Here is a 20,057-nt window from a genome sequence, read left to right on the forward strand (position 1 = left end):
CTTCACGCGTAGACCTCCTCCTGCCTGCGGGTGCGGCGGAACGCCACGGCCGAGATGACGGCCACGATGGCGAAGATGAACACCGAGATCGCCGCCGCGAAGCCGAACTGCGCGCCGCCCGCGCCGAACGCCAGCCTGAAGGTGTAGGTGATGAGCAGGTCGGTGCCGCCCACCTGCGGGCTGTCGGCGGGGAACGGCCCGCCGTCGGTGGTGAGCGCGATGGCGTTGTAGTTGTTGAAGTTGTAGGCGAACGCCGAGATCAGCAGCGGCGTCAGCGCGACGAGCAGCAGCGGCAGCGTCACCCGGCGGAACGCCTTGAACGGCGTGGCCCCGTCGATGGAGGCGGCCTCGGTCAGCTCGCGCGGGATGGCCTGCAGCGCGCCGGTGGTGACGAGGAACATGTACGGGAAGCCGAGCCAGATGTTGACGAGCAGCACGCCGAGCCTGGCCGTCCCCGTCTGGCCGAGCCAGTCGATCTCCGCGCCGAGGATCTGGTTGATCAGGCCGAAGTCGCGGTTGAACATGTCGCGCCAGACCAGCAGCATGGCGAAGGCCGGCATCGCGTACGGCAGGATCAGCACGATCCGGTAGAACCGGGTGCCGCGCATCCGCGGGTGGTGCAGCGCGAGGGCGACGCCCATGCCGAGCCCGAAGCAGCCGAGCACGGAGACCAGGGCGAAGACGAGGTTCCAGCCCAGGACTCCCGCGAAGTAGCCGGAGATGGTGGGGTTCGTCAGCACGCGGGCGAAGTTGTCCAGGCCGACGTTGACCTGCCAGCCCTGCGCCAGGTGCTCGCCCCTGGCGTTGACGAAGTATCCCTGGCTCTCGTCGGCCGTCCAGGTGTCGCCGTTGCCGCGTACGCAGTCGCAGGCGGCGTCGTACACCAGGGCGGCCTTGCCCTCGACGGCGCGGCTGAGCCCGTTGGCCTTGATCACGCCGTCGCCGGTCGGCACGGCCAGCGCCGTGACCTCCTGCCCGCGGGCGGCGGCCTCGGGCGCCTTGAGCACGGTCAGGCCGGGCGCCGCGAGCACCTTGCCGGTGACGCCGACCCGGGCGCCCCGCAGCGGGGTCAGCCCGTCGGCGGTGCCCAGCGAGACCTGCTTGGTCGCCGGGTCCACCAGCAGGAACACCAGCTCCTCGCCGCGCGTGGCGACGGACAGGGTGTACTCGGGCGAGCCGGGCGCCTGCCGGACGGAGCCGGTCTCGATGGCGGTGACGGCGGCGGCCTTGTCGCCGCGGTGCCCGTCGCCGAAGTTCGTGAACGCGGTGGTCAGCGTGTAGACGACCGGGAACACCTGGAAGGCGATCAGGAAGACGGTGCCGGGGATGAGGTACTTGGCCGGGATGAAGCGCCGGGTCAGGTAGAGGTAGGCGATGACCGCGCTGACGGCGCACAGCAGCCCCAGCGCGACCCACGACCCGGCGGCGGCCAGCGGCGGCGCGGCGTAGAGCAGGATCGCGGCCGCCACGGCGAGCACCGCGATCCTGCTCACCACGAACGCCGTGGTGATCTCCCGGCGGGGCCGCTCCCGCACGCCGGCGGGAGCGGCCTGACGCACGTCGAGAGCCATGTCGTCAGTTCTTGAGCGCGCCGTCGATGGCCTTCTGCGCCGCCGCGGCGGCCTTGGCCGCGTCGCCGCCCCTGACCACGGCGTTCTCGGCGATGCCGAACGGCTCCCAGATGGCGGCCATCTCGGGGATGGCGGGCATCGGCATGCCGTCCTTGCCGGCGTCCAGGAACTTGGCGGCGTCGGGGTCGCCCGCCTGGACCTCCTCGAGGGCGGCGGTCAGCGCCGGGGGCCGCGGGTCGGCGTCGTAGAGCGCCTTGGCGACGTCCTTGTTGGTCACGTAGTTGGCGACGAACTCCTGGGCCAGGGCCTTGTTCTTGCCCTTGGAGGCGACGAAGAAGCTCTGCACGCCGACGAACGGGGTGGCGGGCTTGCCGTCCTTGAAGGCGGGGACGGCGCTGATGTCGTACTTGACGCCGCCCTTCTTGACCTCGCTGATCGCCCACGGGCCCGAGACGAGGTAGGCGCACTTGCCGCCGGCGAAGTTGACGATGTAGTTCTCGTTGGTCAGCGAGGTGCGCAGCGCGCCGTCGCCCTTCTCGCCGAGCTCCTTGAGCTTGCCGAACGCCTTGACGGAGTCCTCGGACCCGAGCAGCACCTGCTTGGGGTCGGGGTCGCCGCCGGCGGTGGCGCCGAACAGCGCGCCCCCACCGGAGGCGAAGATCGGGTAGACGTGGAAGGCGTCGCCCTTCTGGCCGACCGGGAGGCAGAGCACCTCCTTGACCTTGCCGGCCTCCTTGAGCTCCTTGCCCTTGGCGATCATGTCCTCGATCGTGGCGGGCGCGTCGGGGGCCAGGTCGGTGTTGCGGATCAGGGCGATGTTCTCCAGCGCGTACGGGGCTCCGTAGATCTGGCCGTCGAACGTCACGGCCTGGATGGCCTTGGCCGAGAAGGACGCCTTCTGCTCCTCGGTGAAGGTGACCGGGTCGATGGCGCCGTTCTGCACCAGGTTCCCGATCCAGTCGTGGGCGCCGATCATGACGTCCGGGCCGCTGCCCTGCTGGGAGGCGGTCAGGAAGGTCATCTGGTTGTCCTTGCTGATCTCCTTCACCTCGACGGTCACGCCGTTCTCGGTGCCGAACTGCTCGGCGAAGGGCTGCAGCGGCTTGACCCGCAGGGGGTCGGCCCAGATGACGAGCGTGCCGCCGCCCGCGGCCGCCGAGGCCGGGGCGGACGCGCCCGGCTCCGTCGTCGGAGCGGCCGACGGGGTGTTACCGCACGCCGTCGCGGCGAACGCCAGGGTCGCGAGTGCTGCCACACCCAGTGCCCGCATGCGCATGGAGGACCTCCTGAGGTCACGGAGGAACGGCGGCGCCACAGGCGCCGCCGCCGGAGATGAAAGCTCGAACGTTTCCGGGACGTTAGCGGCTCTTTGCAAGAATTGGAAGAACTTGCGAAAGAGCGTTACCTGATCCACATCGGCTGCACCCCGTCTGACCTCGCGACTGAGCACACCTATGCTGAAGGACTCGGTCCGCAACTTTCCGCAACTTGCACTTGACCGTTCTCTGGTGATCGCGACATCGTTGACCGGAACATCACCCGACATCTCGGGTCTTCCGGGGGAAGGACAGCCATGCTCGGCAACGACGACTGGTGGCGTGACGCCGTCGTGTACCAGGTGTACCCGCGTAGCTTCGCCGACGCCAACGGTGACGGCATGGGGGACCTGGAAGGCGTCCGCCAGCACCTGGGATACCTCTCCCGGCTCGGGGTGGACGCCATCTGGCTGAGCCCCTTCTACACCTCCCCCATGGCCGACGGCGGCTACGACGTGGCCGACTACCGGGACGTGGACCCCATGTTCGGCACGCTCGCCGACTTCGACGCGCTCATCACCGAAGCCCACGGCCTGGGCATCCGGGTCGTCGTGGACCTGGTGCCCAACCACTCCTCCGACCAGCACCCCTGGTTCAAGGCCGGCCTGCGCGACCGGTACGTCTTCCGCGACCGGCCCAACGACTGGGAGTCCATCTTCGGCGGGCCCGCGTGGACGCAGGTCGAGGACGGGCAGTGGTACCTGCACCTGTTCGCCCCCGAGCAGCCGGACCTCAACTGGGACAACCCCGAGGTGCGCGCCGAGTTCCGCGACATCCTGCGCTTCTGGCTCGACCGGGGCGTGGACGGCTTCCGCGTGGACGTGGCGCACGGCATGATCAAGGCCGACGGGCTGCCGGACGTGGGCCAGAAGGACGGCCCGCAGGCCGAGATGCTGGGTGACGAGCGGGTGCCGTACTTCGACCAGGACGGCGTGCACGACATCTACCGCGAGTGGCGGCCGATCCTCGACTCCTACCCGGGCGGGCGCATGGCCGTCGCCGAGGCCTGGGTCTCCTCGCCCGAGCGGCTGGCCCGCTACGTCGGGCCGGACGAGCTGCACCAGGCGTTCAACTTCGAGTTCATGATGGCGGACTTCCACGCCAAGTCGTTCCGTACCGTGATCGAGAAGTCGCTGCGCGAGGCCGACCTGGTCGGCGCGCCCACCACCTGGGTGCTGTCCAACCACGACAAGCCGCGCCACGTCACCCGGCACGGCAGCCTGGCCCGCGCCCGCGCGGCCACCCTGCTCATGCTGGCCCTGCCCGGCTCGGCCTACCTCTACAACGGCGAGGAGCTCGGCCTGCCCGAGGTGCTCGACCTGCCGGACGAGCTGCGCCAGGACCCCGCGTTCCTGCGCCGCGGCGAGAGCCGCGACGGCTGCCGCGTGCCGCTGCCCTGGACGTCCACCGGCGACCTCGGCTGGCGCGACCCGTGGCTGCCGATCCCGGCCGGGTGGGCGGCGCTGTCGGCGCAGGCCCAGGAGGACGACCCCGGCTCCACGCTGAACCTCTACCGGGCCGCGCTCAAGCTGCGCAAGCAGCACCCGGCGCTCGGCGGCGGCACGCTGAAGTGGCTCGACACCCCCAAGGACGTGCTGGCCATCGAGCGCGACCCGGGCCTGGTCGTGGTGCTCAACACCGGCGAGCAGCCGGTGACGCTCGACCTGCCCGGCGAGGTGCTGCTGTCCAGCGGCCCGCTGCCCGCCGACGGCACGATCCCGCCGGACACCACGGTCTGGATCCAGCGCTAGGGATTGGCGAAACCTTTCCCGTTACGCGGCAATTGTCGAAGATCACGCTCGGTAGCCTCGATGGATGGCACCCTGGTGGGCCAGGTCCCTGCGCGGACGCGTCACCCTCATCGCGACGGCGGTAGCCGCCCTCGTGCTCATCCCCGTGGGCATCGCCGGAGTCCTGGTGACCAGGTCGGTGATCAACGCCAACGTGTTCAGCGAGACCCGTGACACGGCCGAGCGGATCGCCTACGAGATGCGCGGCGGCGCCCTGCCCATGGGCGCCGCCATCCCGGTGCCGCACCCGCCGGTGGACCTCATCCAGGTCGTCGGGCCCGACGGGCGGCTGCTGAGCACGAGCGACGCCGCCAGGAACCTGCCGCCGCTCAGCGACGTGCACCCGACCGCCAGGAACCGGGTCATCAGCACCACGAGCTGCCTGCCGACCGAATGCGTGCACCTGACGGCGGTGCGGGTCAGCATGTTCGCCGACTCCCCCATCGTCTACGCCGGCCGCAGGACGCCCGAGGTGCTGTCCGACCGGACGCTCGAAGTCATCGTGTTCGCCGAGGTCGCCCTGCTCATCGGGCTGACCGCGTGGGCCACGTGGCTGGTCACCGGCCGGGCGCTGCGGCCGGTGGCGACCATGCGGGCCGAGCTGGACGCCGTGCACGCCGGCGACCTCAGCCACCGCGTCACGCAACCGCCGGGCGACGACGAGGTGGCCCAGCTCGCCCGCTCCGTCAACGGCACCCTGGCCCGCCTGGAACGCTCGGCCGAGCAGCAGCGCCAGTTCGCCTCCGACGCCTCCCACGAGCTGCGCACCCCCATCGCCGGCCTGCGCGCCCAGCTCGAGAGCGCCCAGCTCTACCCGGACGACACCGACATGCGGGCGCTGGTCAACAGCGCGCTGCGCGACACGGACCGGCTGGAGGCGATCATCACGGACCTGCTGCTGCTCGCCAGGATCGGCTCCCGGGTGGACGTCGCCAGGGAGCGGATCGACCTGGCCGACCTGGTGCGCAAGGAGCTCGCCGTCCGCAGCGACAAGCTGCCCGTGCGGGTGGAGCTGGCCGACGGGGTGGTGGTCGAGGGCGTGCGGCTGCAACTGGCCAGGGTCCTGACGAACCTGCTGGACAACGCCCAGCGGCACGCCGAGCACACCGTCCGTGTCACGGTCGCCGAGCAGGAGCCGGGCACGGCGGTGCTGGCGGTCGAGAACGACGGCATGGAGATCGCCGAGTGCGACCGCGAGCGCATCTTCGAGCGCTTCACCCGCCTGGACGCCGCCCGCAGCCGCGACGCGGGCGGCACGGGCCTGGGCCTGGCCATCGCGCGGGACGTGGCCATGGCGCACCGCGGCGAGATCCGCGTGGACGACTGCCGGGGCGGCGCCCGGTTCGTCCTGCGGCTGCCGATCGCGAATCGGTAGATTTCCCTCGCCGTGGTCGTGGATCATGGAAGGCATGACGGAACAGGCGCCGCAGGGCGTGAACCCCCACATCCCCAACGCGGCGCGGATGTACGACTACTTCCTCGGCGGCAAGGACAACTTCAAGGCCGACCGCGACCTCGGTGACATGGTGCTGAGCGTGATGCCCGAGGTGCGCGAGGGGACCAGGGAGAACCGCGCGCTGATCGGCCGGGTGGTGCGCTACCTCTGCGAGCAGGGCGTCACCCAGTTCCTCGACCTGGGCTCCGGCCTGCCGGCGCAGGAGAACGTGCACGAGGTGGCGCTGCGCCACGCCCCCGAGGCGCGGGTGGTGTACGTGGACAGCGACCCGGTGGTGGCCACGCACGGCAGGGCGCTGCTGGCCGACCCGAACCGGGTGGCGATGGTGCTGGGGGACTGCCGCAGGCCGGAGGAGATCCTCTCCGACCCCGGGGTGCGCGGGCTGATCGACTTCGACCGGCCGGTGGCCGTGCTCATGATGTTCGTCCTGCATCTCATCGGCGACCAGGACGAGCCGCAGCGTTTCATGGCCGCCTACCGCGACGCCCTCGCGCCCGGCAGCTACCTGGCCGTCTCGCACGTCACCAACGACGTGGCCTCGGAGCGGGCCGCGCAGGTCACGGACTTCTACCGCAAGGCCAACGCCGACTTCACGCCCCGGCCGGGGACGGAGATCCGCGCCTTCTTCGGCGACTTCGAGCTCATCCCGCCCGGCCTGGCCACGGGGCTGCCGGCGCACCAGGTCTGGCCGTTCCATGACCCGCTCAACCCGGTCTTCGTGGACGAGGACATGGCGCGGATGGCGTACGCGGGGATCGGCCGCAAGCCCTGACCCCGGCCCGCACACGCTGAGGCCCCGGTCCGCCGCGCCAGACGGCGGCGGACCGGGGCCCCGGGGCCGGGTCAGGCCGGGGACAGCTCCTTGGCCGGCTCGCGCGGCTCGCCGTCCTGCCCGTCCGCGTCGTCGTCGTCCAGCAGCGTGGCCTCGTCGAACGGCGCCTGGCCGGTCAGGACCCGCTCCGCGCGGTCCCGGTCGAACTCCCCGGTCCAGGTGCCGACGAGCACGGTCGCCACGGCGTTGCCGGCGAAATTGGTCAGTGCCCTGGCCTCGGACATGAAGCGGTCGATGCCCACGATCAGGCCCACCCCGTCGACCAGCTCGGGCCGGTGCGCCTGCAGCCCGCCCGCCAGGGTGGCCAGGCCCGCGCCGGTGACACCGGCGGCGCCCTTCGAGGCGATCATCATGAACAGCAGCAGCGCGACCTGCTCCCCGAACTCCAGCGGCGACCCGGTGGCCGTGGCGATGAACAGCGTGGCCATGGTCAGGTAGATCGCGGTGCCGTCGAGGTTGAAGGAGTAGCCGGTCGGCACGGTGATGCCGGCCACGGTCTTGCTGACGCCCAGGTGCTCCATCTTCGCGATGAGCCGCGGCAGGGCGGTCTCCGACGAGGACGTGGACAGGATGAGCAGGAACTCGCGGCCCAGGTAACGCAGCAGCGACCACAGGTTGATCCGGGCGACCAGCCACAGGATCGTGCCGAGCACCACGCCGACGAACAGCACGCACGTCACGTAGAAGGCGACCATGATGATCGCCAGGCTCTTGAGCGCCTCGATGCCGGTGGCACCCACGACGGCCGCGATCGCGCCGAACGCGCCGACCGGCGCCGCCCACATGATCATGGCGAGGATGCGGAACACGAGCCGCTGGAAGTGCTCCACGCCGCGCAGGATCGGCGCGCCCTTGGGCCCCATGGCCTGCAGCGCGAACCCGGCGAGCAGCGCGACCAGCAGCGCCTGCAGCACCGAGCCGTCGGTGAGCGCCGAGACGACCGTCTCGGGGATGATGCCGAGCAGGAAGTCCACGGTGCTGGCGTCCGCGCCCTTGGCCGCCTCCGCCTCGGCGGCCTGCCTGGCGGTGTCGGTGAGCTGCAGCCCCGAGCCCGGGTCGATCAGGTTGCCCACGACGAGGCCGATGACCAGGGCGACCGTGGACATGGCGATGAAGTAGCCGAGGGCGAGCCCGCCGACCTTGCCGACCTGGGCTGCCTGGCGTACGGAGCCGATGCCGAGCACGATCGTGCAGAAGATGATGGGGCCGATCACCATCTGGATCAGCGCCACGAAGCCGGTGCCGAGGGGTTTGAGCTCCTTGCCCACGTCCGGCCAGATGAAGCCGACCAGGATCCCGAGCAGGACCGCCACGATGACGGCCAGGTAGAGATAGCGGGTGCGATCGCGCATAGGGGGGTTCTCCGGCGGTTCTTGAGGGACCTTCTGATGTGCGACTATGCGCCTCACGAGTGATGCAGGTCACCATTGCGTAAGTTTCGTACATGGAGGGGAATCCGATGCGGCGCTGGAGCCTGGCAGGGCAGATGCTGGTCCTGCAGCTGCTCGTGGTCGCCGTCACAGCGACGGGGGGCGCGGTGCTGGCCCTGTTGCAGGCCCACGAGCTGCTGCAGGAGGAGGCGGGCGCCACGGCCAGGGCCGTGGCGGTCACCGTGGCGACGTCGCCCGACGTGCTGGAGGCCCTCGGCGAGCGGGATCCGACCGTACGGCTGCAGCCGTACGCGCAGCGGGCGCGAGCGGCGACGGGGGTCGATTTCATCACCATCATGAAGACGGACGGCACCCGCTACACCCACCCGAACGAGGCGGAGATCGGCAGGCGCTTCCTCGGCCACATCGAGCCGGCGCTGCGGGGCGAGACGTTCACCGAGACCTACACCGGCACGCTGGGCGCCTCCAAGCGGGCGGTGACGCCCGTCATGGCGGACGGCAGGGTGCGGGCGCTGGTCAGCGCCGGGATCACGATCGACAGGATCAGCGCCAGGCTGCGCGGCCAGCTCGCCTGGGGCGGCCTGATCGTGGCGCTGGCGCTCGGCCTGGGCGCCGCGGGCACCTGGCTGGTCACCGTACGGCTGCGCCGCCAGACGCACGGCCTGGGGCCGGTCGAGCTGGGCCGCATCCACGACCACCACGACGCGGTGCTGCACGCCGTCAGGGAGGGGCTGCTGCTGATCGGCAGGGACGGCACGCTGACGCTGTGCAACGACGCCGCGCGCCTGCTGCTCGGCCTGCCCGCCGACGCCGAGGGCCGTCACGTGCGGGAGCTGGGCCTGCGGGAGGTGCCGACCGCCGGCGAGGAGCGGATCCACCTGGCCGGTGACCGGGTCCTGGCCGTCAACAGCGCCGCCAGCAGGCTCGGCACGGTCGTCACCGTACGCGACCACACCGAGCTGCAGGCGCTGACCGGCCAGCTCGACGCCGAGCGCGGCTTCGCCGAGTCGCTGCGCTCGGCCGCGCACGAGGCGGCCAACCGGCTGCACACGGTCATCACGCTGGTGGAGCTGGGCCGTACCGAGCAGGCGGTGGCGCTGGGCACGGCGGAGCTGCGGGCCGCGCAGGAGCTGACCGACCGCGTGGTGGGCGCGGTGCGCGAGCCGGTGCTGGCGGCGCTGCTGCTGGGCAAGAGCGCGGAGGCGGCCGAGCGCGGCTCCGAGCTGGTGATCACCCAGGACAGCGAGCTGGACGACCTGGGCCTGGACGCCCGCGAGCTGGTCACGATCGTGGGCAACCTGATCGACAACGCCATCGACGCGGCCTCCCGGGTGGAGGTGCACCTGAGCGCCGGCGAGCGGCACGTGCTGATCAGGGTGTCCGACGACGGGCCGGGGCTGACCGGCACGGAGGCGTTCGAGAAGGGCTGGACCACCAAGGGCGACGGCCGCGGGCTCGGCCTGGCCCTGGTCGGTCAGGCGGTGCGGCGGCTGGGCGGCACGATCGAGGCCAAGGGCTCGACGTTCACGGTGAGGCTGCCGACGTCATGATCTCCGTGCTGGTGGTCGAGGACGAGGAGATCACCGCCGAGGCCAACCGCATCTTCGTCGAGCGGGTGCCCGGCTTCGAGGTGGCGGGCGTGGCCAGGTCGGGCGCGGAGGCGCTGCGCTTCCTGCGCCGGCGGCCCGTGGACCTCATCCTGCTCGACCTGTACCTGCCCGACATGCACGGCCTGGACGTGTGCCGCGCGGTGCGGGCGGGCGGCCTCATGTGCGACGTGATCGCGGTCACCTCCGCTCGCGATCTGGCCATGGTCCGTTCAGCGGTGTCGCTGGGAGTCTCCCAGTACCTGCTCAAGCCGTTCACGTTCGCGACACTGGCGGAGAAGCTGTCGCGTTACGCCCGGTTCAAGGAGCAGGCGGGCCTGGCGGTCGGGCAGGGTGACGTGGACCGGGTGCTCGGCGCCCTGCGCGGTCCCTCGGAGCTGCCGAAAGGCATGGCACGCGACACCCTGGACACCGTGGCCTCGCAGTTGCGCGCGCACCCGGAAGGGATGGGCGCGCAGGCCGTGGCGGATGCGATCGGAGTGTCTCGCGTGACGGCTCGCAGATACCTGGAATACCTGGTCGAGGTGGGTGTGGCGGCCCGCATCCCGCAGTACGGCGGGGTGGGCCGGCCAGAGTTGCTCTACCGGATCCCCATGGAAAGTTAATGGTGGTGACGCTGGCCGTTCAATCCGGCCCTCTAGCTTCTGGGTGCAATCCGATGCACTGAGGAGACACACCTTGCGAGTCCTGGCCGTTGTTCCCGCCCGCGGAGGTTCGGCGGGCGTACCCCTGAAGAACCTCGCCCTGGTCGGGGGCGTCCCGTTGGTCACCCGGGCGGTGCGGGCCTGCCTGCGCGCCGAGCTGGTGGACCAGGTCGTGGTCAGCACCGACCACGACGGGATCGCCGAGACCGCCAGGGAGGCGGGCGCGATCGTGGTGGAGCGCCCGGCGGAGCTGAGCGGCGCCACCGCCTCCAGCGAGTCGGCGGTGCTGCACGCGCTCGACGCCCTCGGCGAGGAGCCCGAGGTCGTCGTGCTGGTGCAGGCCACCAGCGCGTTCATCGACCCCGATGACCTGTCCGCGGCGGTGCGCAAGGTGCTCGACGGCGAGGCCGACTCGGTCGTGTCCGGGCTGCCCACGCACGAGTTCCTCTGGACGGCCACGGGCGGCGGTGTCAACCACGACCCGGCCGTCCGGCAGCGCCGGCAGGACCGCGCGCCCGAGTTCCGCGAGAACGGCGCCTTCTACGTCATGCGCACCGCGGGCCTGCGCGAGCACGGCCACCGCTTCTTCGGCGAGATCGCCGTCCAGCCGGTGCCCGCCCAGCACGCCATCGAGATCGACAACCCGGAGGACCTGGAGCTCGTGCGAGCACTCGCCCCGTTCATCGACCAGCCCGAGCCGATCGACGTGGACGCCGTCATCACCGACTTCGACGGCGTGCACACCGACGACCGCGCCTACGTCGACTCCGACGGCCGCGAGATGGTGCTGGTCAGCCGCTCCGACGGGATGGGCGTCTCGCTGCTGAAGCGCTCCGGCGTCAAGGTCCTGATCATGTCCACCGAGCAGAACCCGGTCGTGGCGGCCCGCGCCCGCAAGCTCGGCGTGCCCGTGCTGCAGGGCCTGGCCGACAAGCGGACCGTGCTGCGCGACTGGCTGCGCATCGAGAGCCTCGACCCGGCCCGCGTCGCCTACGTCGGCAACGACGTCAACGACCTGGGCCCGATGGGCGAGGTCGGCTGGCCCGTCGCCACCCCTGAGGCCCACCCGCGCGTGCGCGCCGCCGCCCGCGTGGTGCTGACCGCCGCCGGCGGGGCCGGCGCGGTGCGCGAGCTGTGCGACCGCGTCGTGGCCGCCCGGCCGGAGCCCGAGCCGGCTCCCGTGGCGGTGCGCACCCGGCCGCAGTTCGCCCCGGTGGCGATCGGCGACGTGCTGGTCGGCGACGGCGAGCCGGTGTACGTCATCGGCGAGATCGGCATCAACCACAACGGCGACATCGACCTGGCCAGGCAGCTCATCGACGTGGCCGCCGAGGCCGGCTGCCAGGCGGTCAAGTTCCAGAAGCGCACCCCCGCGATCTGCGTGCCCGAGGAGCAGAAGGGCCAGATCCGGCAGACGCCGTGGGGCGAGATGACGTACCTGGAGTACAAGGAGCGCACCGAGTTCGGCCGCGACGAGTACACGCAGATCGCCAAGTACTGCGACGAGCGCGGGCTGCACTGGTTCGCCTCGCCGTGGGACGTGCCGTCGGTGGAGTTCCTGGAGGACATGAACGTCCTGGTGCACAAGGTGGCCTCGGCCAGCGTGGCCGACCACGAGATGCTGCGCGCCCTGGCCGCGACCGGCAAGCCGATCATCCTGTCGACCGGCATGTCGACGCTGTCGGAGATCGACGCCGCCGTGGAGATCCTCGGCACCGACAAGCTGATCATGATGCACGCCACGTCCACGTACCCGCTGCCTCCGGAGGAGGCGAACCTGCGGACGATCACCACGCTCAAGGAGCGCTACGGCGTCCCCGTCGGCTACTCCGGCCACGAGCGCGGCCTGCAGATCTCGCTGGCCGCGGTCACGCTCGGCGCGGTCTGCGTGGAGCGGCACATCACCCTCGACCGCACCATGTGGGGCTCCGACCACGCCGCCTCGCTGGAGCCGTCTGGCCTCGAGCACCTGGTCCGCGACATCCGCATCATCGAGCAGGCCCTGGGTGACGGCGTCAAGCGGGTCTTCCCCGGTGAGGAGGCTCCGAAGGCCCGCCTGCGCCGGGTGACCGTCTGACCGTACGCATCAGGAAGAATCGACAACATTGATCACGCTCTCGGTCGTCGTGCCCATCCGGGACGGCGAGCGCTTCATCGCCGACGCGCTCTCCTCGCTGTCCCGCAACGCGCGCGGCGACTTCGAGTTCATCATCGTGAACGACGGGTCCGTGGACGCCACGGGCGACATCATCGACGACTTCATCGGTGAGCTGCCCGGGCTGGTCGTGATCCGCAACCCCGCGCCGGTGGGGCTGGCGGACGCGCGCAACACGGGCCTGTCGGCCGCGACCGGCCGGTACGTCACGTTCATGGACGGCGACGACTGGCTGGCGCCCGGCTACCTGGCACGGCTCGTCGAGGCGATCGACGGGCTCGGCTGCGACTTCGTACGCGTCGACCACGTGCAGGTGGAGGGCCGTAAACGGGTCGTGCACCGTGCCCCGCTGGCGCGGAGGGGCACGGTGCTCGCCCCCCGCGACGCCATCCTGCCGGCCGGCGTGCGCACCATGGTGGACTACCCGTACGCCTGGGCCGGCGTCTACAGGCGCTCCCTGGGCGACCTGCTGCACTTCCCCGGCTCCCTGCACACCGCCGAGGACCGGCCGTGGATCTGGCGGCTGCACCGGGAGGCCGCCACGTTCGCGGTGGCGTCGCTGGCCGGGGTGTTCTACCGGCGCATGGTGTCGGGGTCGCTGACCCAGGTGGGCGACGAGCGCCAGCTCCACTTCTTCGACGCGTTCGAGCTGGTCTTCAAGGACCTGGAGCCGGAGTTCCTGCCCAAGGCCGCGCGGAACTTCTGCGCGCTGCTCGCCCACCACCTGGAGATCGGCGACCGGCTCACGCCGGCGTTGCGCGCCCGCTTCTGCGAGCGCGGCGCGCAGATGGTGCGGGCGCTGCCGCCGGAGCTGGTGGCCGAGTCGGTGTCGCGGATGTCCGTGGAACGCGAGGCCACCCTGCGGGCCCTGGTGCCCGACCTGCCCCCCAGCCCGCACGTCCGGGTCCGCCGCGACCGGGAGGAGTCCTAAAGGTGAAGGTCTTCTACGCCTCGACGCTGTTCGGGGCGATGTCGCTGGCGGCCGCCATCGACGAGGGCCGCTTCGGCGACGGCCGCCGCGTCCTGATCGTCTCGAACAACGCGGCCATCCCCGAGGTGGCGACCCCGCTGGACAGGACGCCAGGCTTCGCCGCGCTGCGCTCCCGCTTCGAGGAGGTGCACTCGTGGAACGAGCTGATCGCGCCGCTGCACCCCTCCGACTGGCGGGCCCGCGTCATCGAGGTGCCGATGATGGAGCGCCTGATCCGCTCCCACTGGGGCCTGGACGGGGCCGAGGAACTGGTGCTGGAGTCGATCGCGGTGCCGCCGGCGCGCACGATCGCGGGCCTGGTGCGCGACTGCCCGATCTCGGTCTACTCCGACGGGCTGATGAGCTACGGCCCGACCCGCGACCCGCTGCCCGCGGAGATCTTCCGCCGCATCGAGCGGCTGATCCACCTCGACCTGGTGCCGGGGCTGAAGCCGCTGCTGCTCAGCGAGTACGGCGTCGCCCCCGAGATCCTGCCCGACGAGCGATTCCTGTCGATCGTGCACGAGGTCACCGCGACGGCGCCCGACATGATGGCCGGGCAGGCGATCATCCTCGGCCAGTACCTGTCGGCGCTGGAGCTGCTCACGCCGGAGGAGGAGGCCGGGCTGCACGAGACCATGCTGAAGGCCCTGGTCGCCCGCGGCCACACCGACGTCGTGTTCAAGCCGCACCCGGCCGCCGGCCGCCGGCACGCCCAGCTCCTGCGCGCCGCCGCCGATCCCTTAGGGGTGCGGCTGTCGGTGGCCGGGGAGAGCGTGCCCGCCGAGGTGTGCTTCGCGGCACTGCGGCCCGAGCTGGTGGTGGGCTGCTTCTCCACGGGGCTGGTGACCGCGCAGCGCTACTTCGGGCTGCAGGTGGCCTCCTACGGCACGGACCTGGTGCTGGAGCGGCTGGCCCCGTACGAGAACAGCAACCGCATCCCCGCCACCATCGTCGACGCCATGCTCCCGAGGCTGTCGGCGCAGGGGCACATCGAGCGCCCGCCGGTCACGGACCTGCAGGCGCTCGTGCGGTCCGTCGGCTACTGCATGCAGGCCGAGACCTATCCCGGCCTGCGGCCGGACCGCATCGACTTCGACCGGCGCTACTTCAAGCGCAAGCGCCTGGAGACGCTGGGCTTCGCGGAGAAGCCCAGCACGCTCTCCAGGATCCGCAAGAAGATCAGGTCAGCGATCTGAGGTAGCGGCGCATGCGGCGCTTGGCCCGGTAGCCCACCCGCAACATCTTGGGCGGCACCTCCACACGGAGCCGGGCCCGGCGCCGCCCCGCCGCGTGCTCCGGCCCGTCGAGCAGCGACCTGGCGGGCACGCGCGGCCGGGAGATGACCAGCCCGCTCAGCAGCCCCGCCCAGTCGTTGCGCTCGGCCGGATGGAAGTAGTTGGCCGCGCACCAGGCTCCGGCGGCGTCGCGGAACTCGCCCGCCGCCAGCTCCTCCAGCGTGCCCAGCAGGTCGCTGCCCTCGAACACCAGGTTGATCATCTCGGCGCTCACGCCGAAGTCGCGCAGCACCAGCGACGGCACGCCCATCGCGATGGCCTCCAGGGCCGCCGTCGAGCTCACCGTGACGAATCCGGCGGCCCGCTGGAGCTGGTCCTGCATCGAGCCGGCTTCGAAAGCCAGCCGTCCCGGCTCGCCCAGCTCCCGCCACAGCCGCTGGTAGTGGAAGCGCTCGTTGTGGGTCTGCCGCTCGTCCTCCAGCGCGCGCAGCTTGACCACCACGTCGAGGTCGGGGCGGCGCCCGGCCAGCTCGGCCAGCGACAGCAGGATGCGCTCGCGCTCCTCCCGCCCCCGCGGCACCTTGGCCTGCGTGGCGAACACCACCCGGTTGCCGCCCCGCGCGCTCGGCTCCGGCCGCAGGAACGGCAGCCGGGCCAGGCCGACCGCGCCTCCCCCGCCGAGCCTGGCGGCGATCTCGGAGAACTCCGCCACCTCCCGCTCGCTGTGCACCACGAACAGGTCGCAGCCGCTGCGGAACAACCACGCCTTCTCCGTGGCCGGCACCGAGATGCCGGGCAGCCCGCTGACGAACACCGGCCGCGGCCGCAGGTCGTTCAGCACCTCGGCCACCAGCACGTCCACCACGGGGCCCGTGCAGGCCACGAGGATCACGTCGGGCCTGGTCCGCTCGGCCAGCCGCCGCACGGATCGCGCCGACAACACCGGCGGCGGCGCGCCCGCGCTGCCGTTCACCGCGGCGGCGATCTGCTCCGGCGAGGGGGCGATCGGCGTGCGCACCACGACCAGCTCCGTCACACAGCCCGGAGGCAGGTCACCGAGCAGGCAGGCCGCCCATTTCAGATACGAGTCGGAGTCGGCGACCGCCAACACTTTCAACTGGACACTCCGGTCAAATGCGATCGCAGGGCGGGGGCCGCCCTGCTGGTCCACCAGTCATCTGGAACGTCCACGGGCTCGACGGCGACACCGCGCGGGCTGAGCAGCACCCGCAGCGAGGTGATCGCGGTCGAGGGAAGGCTGAGCACGCGCTGGCCCGGGTCCAGGCCGCGCAGCGTCAGCTCGGCGGGCGCGCCTGCGTCGTGGACGGTGATGCCGGGGCGCTCCCGGATCAGGGCGACGTCCACGGGGTCCTCGCGGCGGTGCGGGTAGTAGGCCAGCGGCTCGCGCGCGGCCAGGTCGGTCAGCCAGCGCAGGTAGTGGTCGCGGTGCACGAGGCCGTTGCGCACGAGGGAGGTGCCGAGCACGACCGTGCGCTCGGCCGGGCTCTCGGTGCTGGGCGGCTGGGCCCGCAGCCAGGCGAAGTCGTGGCGGACGAGGTCGACGCCCGCCTGGCGGACGGCCTGCGCCAGCTTGTCGTCCACGTTCAGGGCGGTGAAGACCGACACCTTGCTCAGGCGCAGCCGCAGCGCGGCCGCCACGCCGAGGGCGGCGCGCAGCCTGGTGGGCTCGGCGCGGGCGCGCAGCAGCGGCCGGTACGGGCCGGCGGCGAGCAGTTCGAGCAGCCGCAGCGTCGCCAGCCCGTCGTCCACGATGACGATGCGGCCCGGCCGGGAGGTGAGCCAGCGCAGCTGCACCTTGCCGGAGAAGGCGTCCCCGACGGCCTGCACGCGCCTGGGCATGCGCTCGCGCGGCTCGGCCAGCACCAGCCCGTCGGGCAGCCCCAGGGAGCGCAGCTCGCGGCGCGTGGCCTTCAGCGGCCGCAGGCCCGCCCGCGGCACGACAGCCGTCTCGGGGCCGAGAAGCCCGGCGTGGTGGGCCTCGACGGCGCACAGCATCTGGAGCGGGGACTCCACCCAGGCCGACGCCTGCTCGACCACTCGTTGCCCTCCCAGCGGGGTGATGGCGCGTTAACGACCGCTTCAAGCTAGCCCCACCGCCTTAAGCCCTCAGAAACGCGGCGTGAACAATGGAGGGTATGAATTCGCTCATGCTCAACACCGACGGCGTGCAGATCCCGCAGCTCGGGTACGGCGTCTGGCAGGTCCCGGCCGAAGAGGCCGAGCAGGCGGTCGCCACCGCGCTCCAGGCCGGCTACCGGCACGTCGACACCGCCGCCGCCTACGGCAACGAGGAGGGCGTGGGGCGGGCCGTGCGCGGCAGCGGCCTGCCGCGCGAGAAGGTGTTCGTGACCACGAAGCTGTGGAACGGGGACCACGGCCGCACCGAGGCCGCCTTCGACGAGAGCCTCGCCAGGCTGGGCCTGGACCACCTGGATCTGTTCCTGATCCACTGGCCGGTGCCGCAGCAGGACAAGTACGTGCAGGCGTGGAAGGCGATGGAGAAGATCTACCGTGACGGCCGGGTCAGGGCCATCGGGGTCTCCAACTTCACGGTGGACACGCTCACCCGGCTCATGGACGAGACCGGCATCACGCCCTCCATCAACCAGATCGAGCTCCACCCGTACCTGCAGCAGCGCGAGATGCGGGCCTTCCACGAGGCCAACGGCATCCTCACCGAGGCCTGGAGCCCGCTGGGGCAGGGCAAGGGGCTGCTGTCGGACCCGGCGCTGTCGGTGCTGTCGGAGAAGTACGGCAGGACGCCCGCGCAGATCGTGCTGCGCTGGCATCTGCAGCTCGGGAACGTGGTGATCCCGAAGTCCGTCACGCCCGCGCGCATCAAGGAGAACATCGGCGTGTTCGATTTCATCCTCGACAGCGAGGACATGTCGGCCATCGGCGCCATGAACAGGGGGGAGCGTCTCGGGCCGGATCCCGACACGTTCAACCTGACGTAAGTGACCGGCGTGACTTTTGTGACGCCACGCCATTGATGACATATCCCCCCATAACCCTTTCTTTACCTCCCCTATAACATCTCCGCGTGCGAGATTTCACTTGGGGAATTGCGGCGACCGGCGGCATCGCGCGTACGGTCGGGGCCGCCATCGCGGCCGAGCCCGGCATGCGCGTGGCAGCCGTCGGATCGCGGAACCTGGCCAGGGCCCAGGCCCTGGCCGCCGCGCTGGAGGCGGAGTCGGCGTACGGCTCCTACGAGCGGCTGTGCGCCGACCCGGGGGTGGACGCCATCTACGTGGCCACCCCGCACGCGCAGCACCTGCAGGTCGCCGAGATGGCCATCGCCGCAGGTAAAGCCGTGCTCTGCGAGAAGCCGCTGGCGGCCACCGTGGACGACGCGGAGAAGATGGTGCGCCTGGCGCGCGAGGCGGGCGTGTTCCTGATGGAAGCCATGTGGATGCGGTTCAACCCGCTCGTCCAGCGCCTCGCGGCCGATCCGCGCTTCGGCGAGCTCCGCTCGGTGCAGGCCACGTTCGGCTTCGCGGCGCCCTACGACCCGGCCCACCGGCTGTGGGCTCCGGAGCTGGGCGGCGGGGCCCTGCTGGACCTGGGGATCTACCCGTTCGGGCTGGCCCAGCTGCTCCTGGGCATGCCCTCTGACCTGCGCATCACCGGATCCCTGGCCCCGAGCGGGGTGGATGCGGAGGCGGCCGGCGTATTGCTCTACCCCGGTGGCCGACACGCTCTCGTGGCGGCCTCATTGCTCGGGAATTACCCGAACACGGCCTGTGTTGTAGGTAGTCAGATGCGGGCGGACCTCCAGGCTCCGTTCTGGGCTCCGCAGCGGATCGTTCTCACCGGGCCCTCCATGGAGCCGGAAGAGCATGTGCTCGATCCGGCGGACAACGGATACGCCGGAGAGCTTCGCGAAGTCCGCGCCGCCACGGCCGAAGGCAGGACCGAATCCTCGATCATGCCTCTTGACGAATCCCTTGCCATGCTGGGGCTTCTGGCCGACGCTCGCAGGCAGATTGCCTAGCTGAGCTTTTATGGATTTGTAATCCTCTTGCCTCATGTATTACCTTATGGGGCATCTTGAGGCATACGCCCGGTTTGTCCGGCTATGTCAGACCATCGCACGAAACATCGCAGGATCGTCCTGCGACCGCTGAATCCGCCTCAGGGCGGAACCGGGGACCCATGTCTTTGGGGCGAATCGGCACTCCGGTGCCGTAGGGCAGCTTCCACGCCCGAGCCCGTCAGCTAACCCGGTAAGCGGCATGGAAGCAAGGAGCACCTCCCTCGATGGCCAAGCACCGTCTTACCGCTGTCTCGAAGACCAACATCGCCCGCGCCGCCCTCGGCGCCACCGTCATCGCCTCGGCCCTCGGCGTCAACGCCATGACCGCCAGCGCCGACACCGCCACGGGCGTCGCCGCGGCCACCGCCGCCAGGCACCCGGACGCCGCCATCGCCGCCCACAAGGCCGGCGCGGCGGACGACCGCACCGAGACCAAGATCAACGTTACCGCTGACCAGGTCCTGGCCCTGGCCAAGGCCCAGGTCGGCACCTCCGAGAACGCCTACGGCGGCGGCACCAAGTTCCAGCAGTGGTACGCCGCTTCCCAGCGCGCCGGCGAGACCGTCGCCCGCGACGGCGGCAACCGCGCCGCGTACCTGAACGCCGCCTGGTGCTCGATGTTCGTCTCCTGGGTCGGCGAGCAGACCGGCGCCCGCCCGCAGGTCGGCTGGGACGCCTACACCGTCGCCCACGCCAAGTGGTTCGCCGCCAACGACCGCTGGGGCACCGCCGCCAAGCCCGGCGCCGTCGTGTTCTTCGCCTGGGACGGCGGCAAGAGCCTGAGCGACATCCAGCACGTCGGGTTCGTCGTGAAGGACAACCAGAACGGCACCATCTCGACGATCGAGGGCAACACCGGCAACGGCAAGGTCGAAGAGCGCATCCGTCCGAAGTCGCAGGTCGTCGGCTACGGCTACCCGCAGTACGCCTCCTGACGGAACGTTCCAGGCCGGGAGCCCGCTCTCTGCCTTCCATGTGACGCGACGAGCGCGCGTCCCCACCCCGGGGACGCGCGCTCGTCGCGTTC

General features: G+C 71.3%; 16 protein-coding genes and 1 riboswitch. Of the genes, 11 read left to right on the forward strand and 5 right to left on the reverse strand.

The genetic code is table 11. From position 1 onward, the window contains the following. Positions 1-2: 2 nt before the first annotated feature. Both HD597_RS30170 and HD597_RS30175 read right to left on the reverse strand, forming a co-directional pair. Complete coding sequence (locus tag HD597_RS30170; RefSeq protein WP_253746314.1) at positions 3-1,571, reverse strand: ABC transporter permease subunit; 1,569 nt, start codon at positions 1,569-1,571, stop codon at positions 3-5. A gap of 4 nt (positions 1,572-1,575) precedes the next feature. Beyond that, positions 1,576-2,847, reverse strand: coding sequence for a sugar ABC transporter substrate-binding protein (locus HD597_RS30175; RefSeq protein WP_253746315.1), 1,272 nt, complete (start codon positions 2,845-2,847; stop codon positions 1,576-1,578). A 297-nt stretch (positions 2,848-3,144) separates the two neighbouring features. On the opposite strand from HD597_RS30175, the gene HD597_RS30180 reads away from it, so the two are divergent. The 3 genes from HD597_RS30180 to HD597_RS30190 all read left to right on the forward strand — a co-directional run bounded on the left by HD597_RS30180 (position 3,145) and on the right by HD597_RS30190 (position 6,905). Then, complete coding sequence (locus HD597_RS30180) at positions 3,145-4,638, forward strand: glycoside hydrolase family 13 protein (protein WP_253746316.1); 1,494 nt, start codon at positions 3,145-3,147, stop codon at positions 4,636-4,638. Positions 4,639-4,702: 64 nt separating this feature from the next. After that, positions 4,703-6,052, forward strand: a complete 1,350-nt coding sequence (locus HD597_RS30185; RefSeq protein ID WP_253746317.1) for a sensor histidine kinase — start codon at positions 4,703-4,705, stop codon at positions 6,050-6,052. Between the two features lie 34 nt (positions 6,053-6,086). Beyond that, on the forward strand, positions 6,087-6,905 hold the full coding sequence (locus tag HD597_RS30190; protein ID WP_253746318.1) for an SAM-dependent methyltransferase: 819 nt from the start codon (positions 6,087-6,089) through the stop codon (positions 6,903-6,905). A gap of 71 nt (positions 6,906-6,976) precedes the next feature. Here the strand turns inward: HD597_RS30190 and HD597_RS30195 are convergent, their stop codons facing one another. Further along, positions 6,977-8,317 carry a cation:dicarboxylate symporter family transporter gene (locus HD597_RS30195; protein WP_253746319.1) on the reverse strand — a complete coding sequence of 447 codons (1,341 nt, stop codon included), beginning with the start codon at positions 8,315-8,317 and terminating at the stop codon, positions 6,977-6,979. A 92-nt stretch (positions 8,318-8,409) separates the two neighbouring features. On the opposite strand from HD597_RS30195, the gene HD597_RS30200 reads away from it, so the two are divergent. From HD597_RS30200 to HD597_RS30220, 5 genes are all read left to right on the forward strand, one after another. After that, positions 8,410-9,906, forward strand: a complete 1,497-nt coding sequence (locus tag HD597_RS30200; RefSeq protein WP_253746320.1) for an ATP-binding protein — start codon at positions 8,410-8,412, stop codon at positions 9,904-9,906. Then, complete coding sequence (locus HD597_RS30205; protein ID WP_253746321.1) at positions 9,903-10,568, forward strand: response regulator; 666 nt, start codon at positions 9,903-9,905, stop codon at positions 10,566-10,568. Before HD597_RS30200 ends, HD597_RS30205 begins: the two co-directional genes overlap by 4 nt. 73 nt (positions 10,569-10,641) lie before the next feature. Then, positions 10,642-12,684: an N-acetylneuraminate synthase family protein gene (locus HD597_RS30210; RefSeq protein ID WP_253746322.1), complete on the forward strand. Its 2,043-nt coding sequence runs from the start codon at positions 10,642-10,644 to the stop codon at positions 12,682-12,684. Between the two features lie 28 nt (positions 12,685-12,712). Continuing rightward, positions 12,713-13,693: a glycosyltransferase family 2 protein gene (locus HD597_RS30215; protein ID WP_253746323.1), complete on the forward strand. Its 981-nt coding sequence runs from the start codon at positions 12,713-12,715 to the stop codon at positions 13,691-13,693. A 2-nt stretch (positions 13,694-13,695) separates the two neighbouring features. Further along, positions 13,696-14,931 (forward strand): polysialyltransferase family glycosyltransferase, encoded by a 1,236-nt coding sequence (locus tag HD597_RS30220; protein ID WP_253746324.1) that lies wholly within the window; start codon positions 13,696-13,698, stop codon positions 14,929-14,931. On the opposite strand, the gene HD597_RS30225 is transcribed toward HD597_RS30220, so the two are convergent. Further along, positions 14,915-16,081, reverse strand: a complete 1,167-nt coding sequence (locus tag HD597_RS30225; protein WP_253759544.1) for a DUF6716 putative glycosyltransferase — start codon at positions 16,079-16,081, stop codon at positions 14,915-14,917. The genes HD597_RS30220 and HD597_RS30225 overlap by 17 nt on opposite strands. A 2-nt stretch (positions 16,082-16,083) precedes the next feature. Continuing rightward, entirely contained in the window at positions 16,084-17,028 is a 945-nt protein-coding gene (locus tag HD597_RS30230) for a hypothetical protein (protein ID WP_253746325.1), read from the reverse strand. A 98-nt stretch (positions 17,029-17,126) separates the two neighbouring features. On the opposite strand from HD597_RS30230, the gene HD597_RS30235 reads away from it, so the two are divergent. From HD597_RS30235 to HD597_RS30245, 3 genes are all read left to right on the forward strand, one after another. Next, positions 17,127-17,948, forward strand: a complete 822-nt coding sequence (locus HD597_RS30235) for an aldo/keto reductase (protein ID WP_253746326.1) — start codon at positions 17,127-17,129, stop codon at positions 17,946-17,948. Positions 17,949-18,034: 86 nt separating this feature from the next. Further along, positions 18,035-18,988: a Gfo/Idh/MocA family protein gene (locus HD597_RS30240; protein ID WP_253746327.1), complete on the forward strand. Its 954-nt coding sequence runs from the start codon at positions 18,035-18,037 to the stop codon at positions 18,986-18,988. Between the two features lie 117 nt (positions 18,989-19,105). Continuing rightward, positions 19,106-19,242, forward strand: a riboswitch (cyclic di-AMP (ydaO/yuaA leader). Positions 19,243-19,254: 12 nt separating this feature from the next. Further along, positions 19,255-19,965 carry a CHAP domain-containing protein gene (locus HD597_RS30245; RefSeq protein ID WP_253746328.1) on the forward strand — a complete coding sequence of 237 codons (711 nt, stop codon included), beginning with the start codon at positions 19,255-19,257 and terminating at the stop codon, positions 19,963-19,965. Positions 19,966-20,057 lie beyond the last annotated feature (92 nt).

This window comes from Nonomuraea thailandensis, from assembly GCF_024172165.1.
In the GTDB taxonomy this organism is placed as follows: domain Bacteria; phylum Actinomycetota; class Actinomycetes; order Streptosporangiales; family Streptosporangiaceae; genus Nonomuraea; species Nonomuraea thailandensis.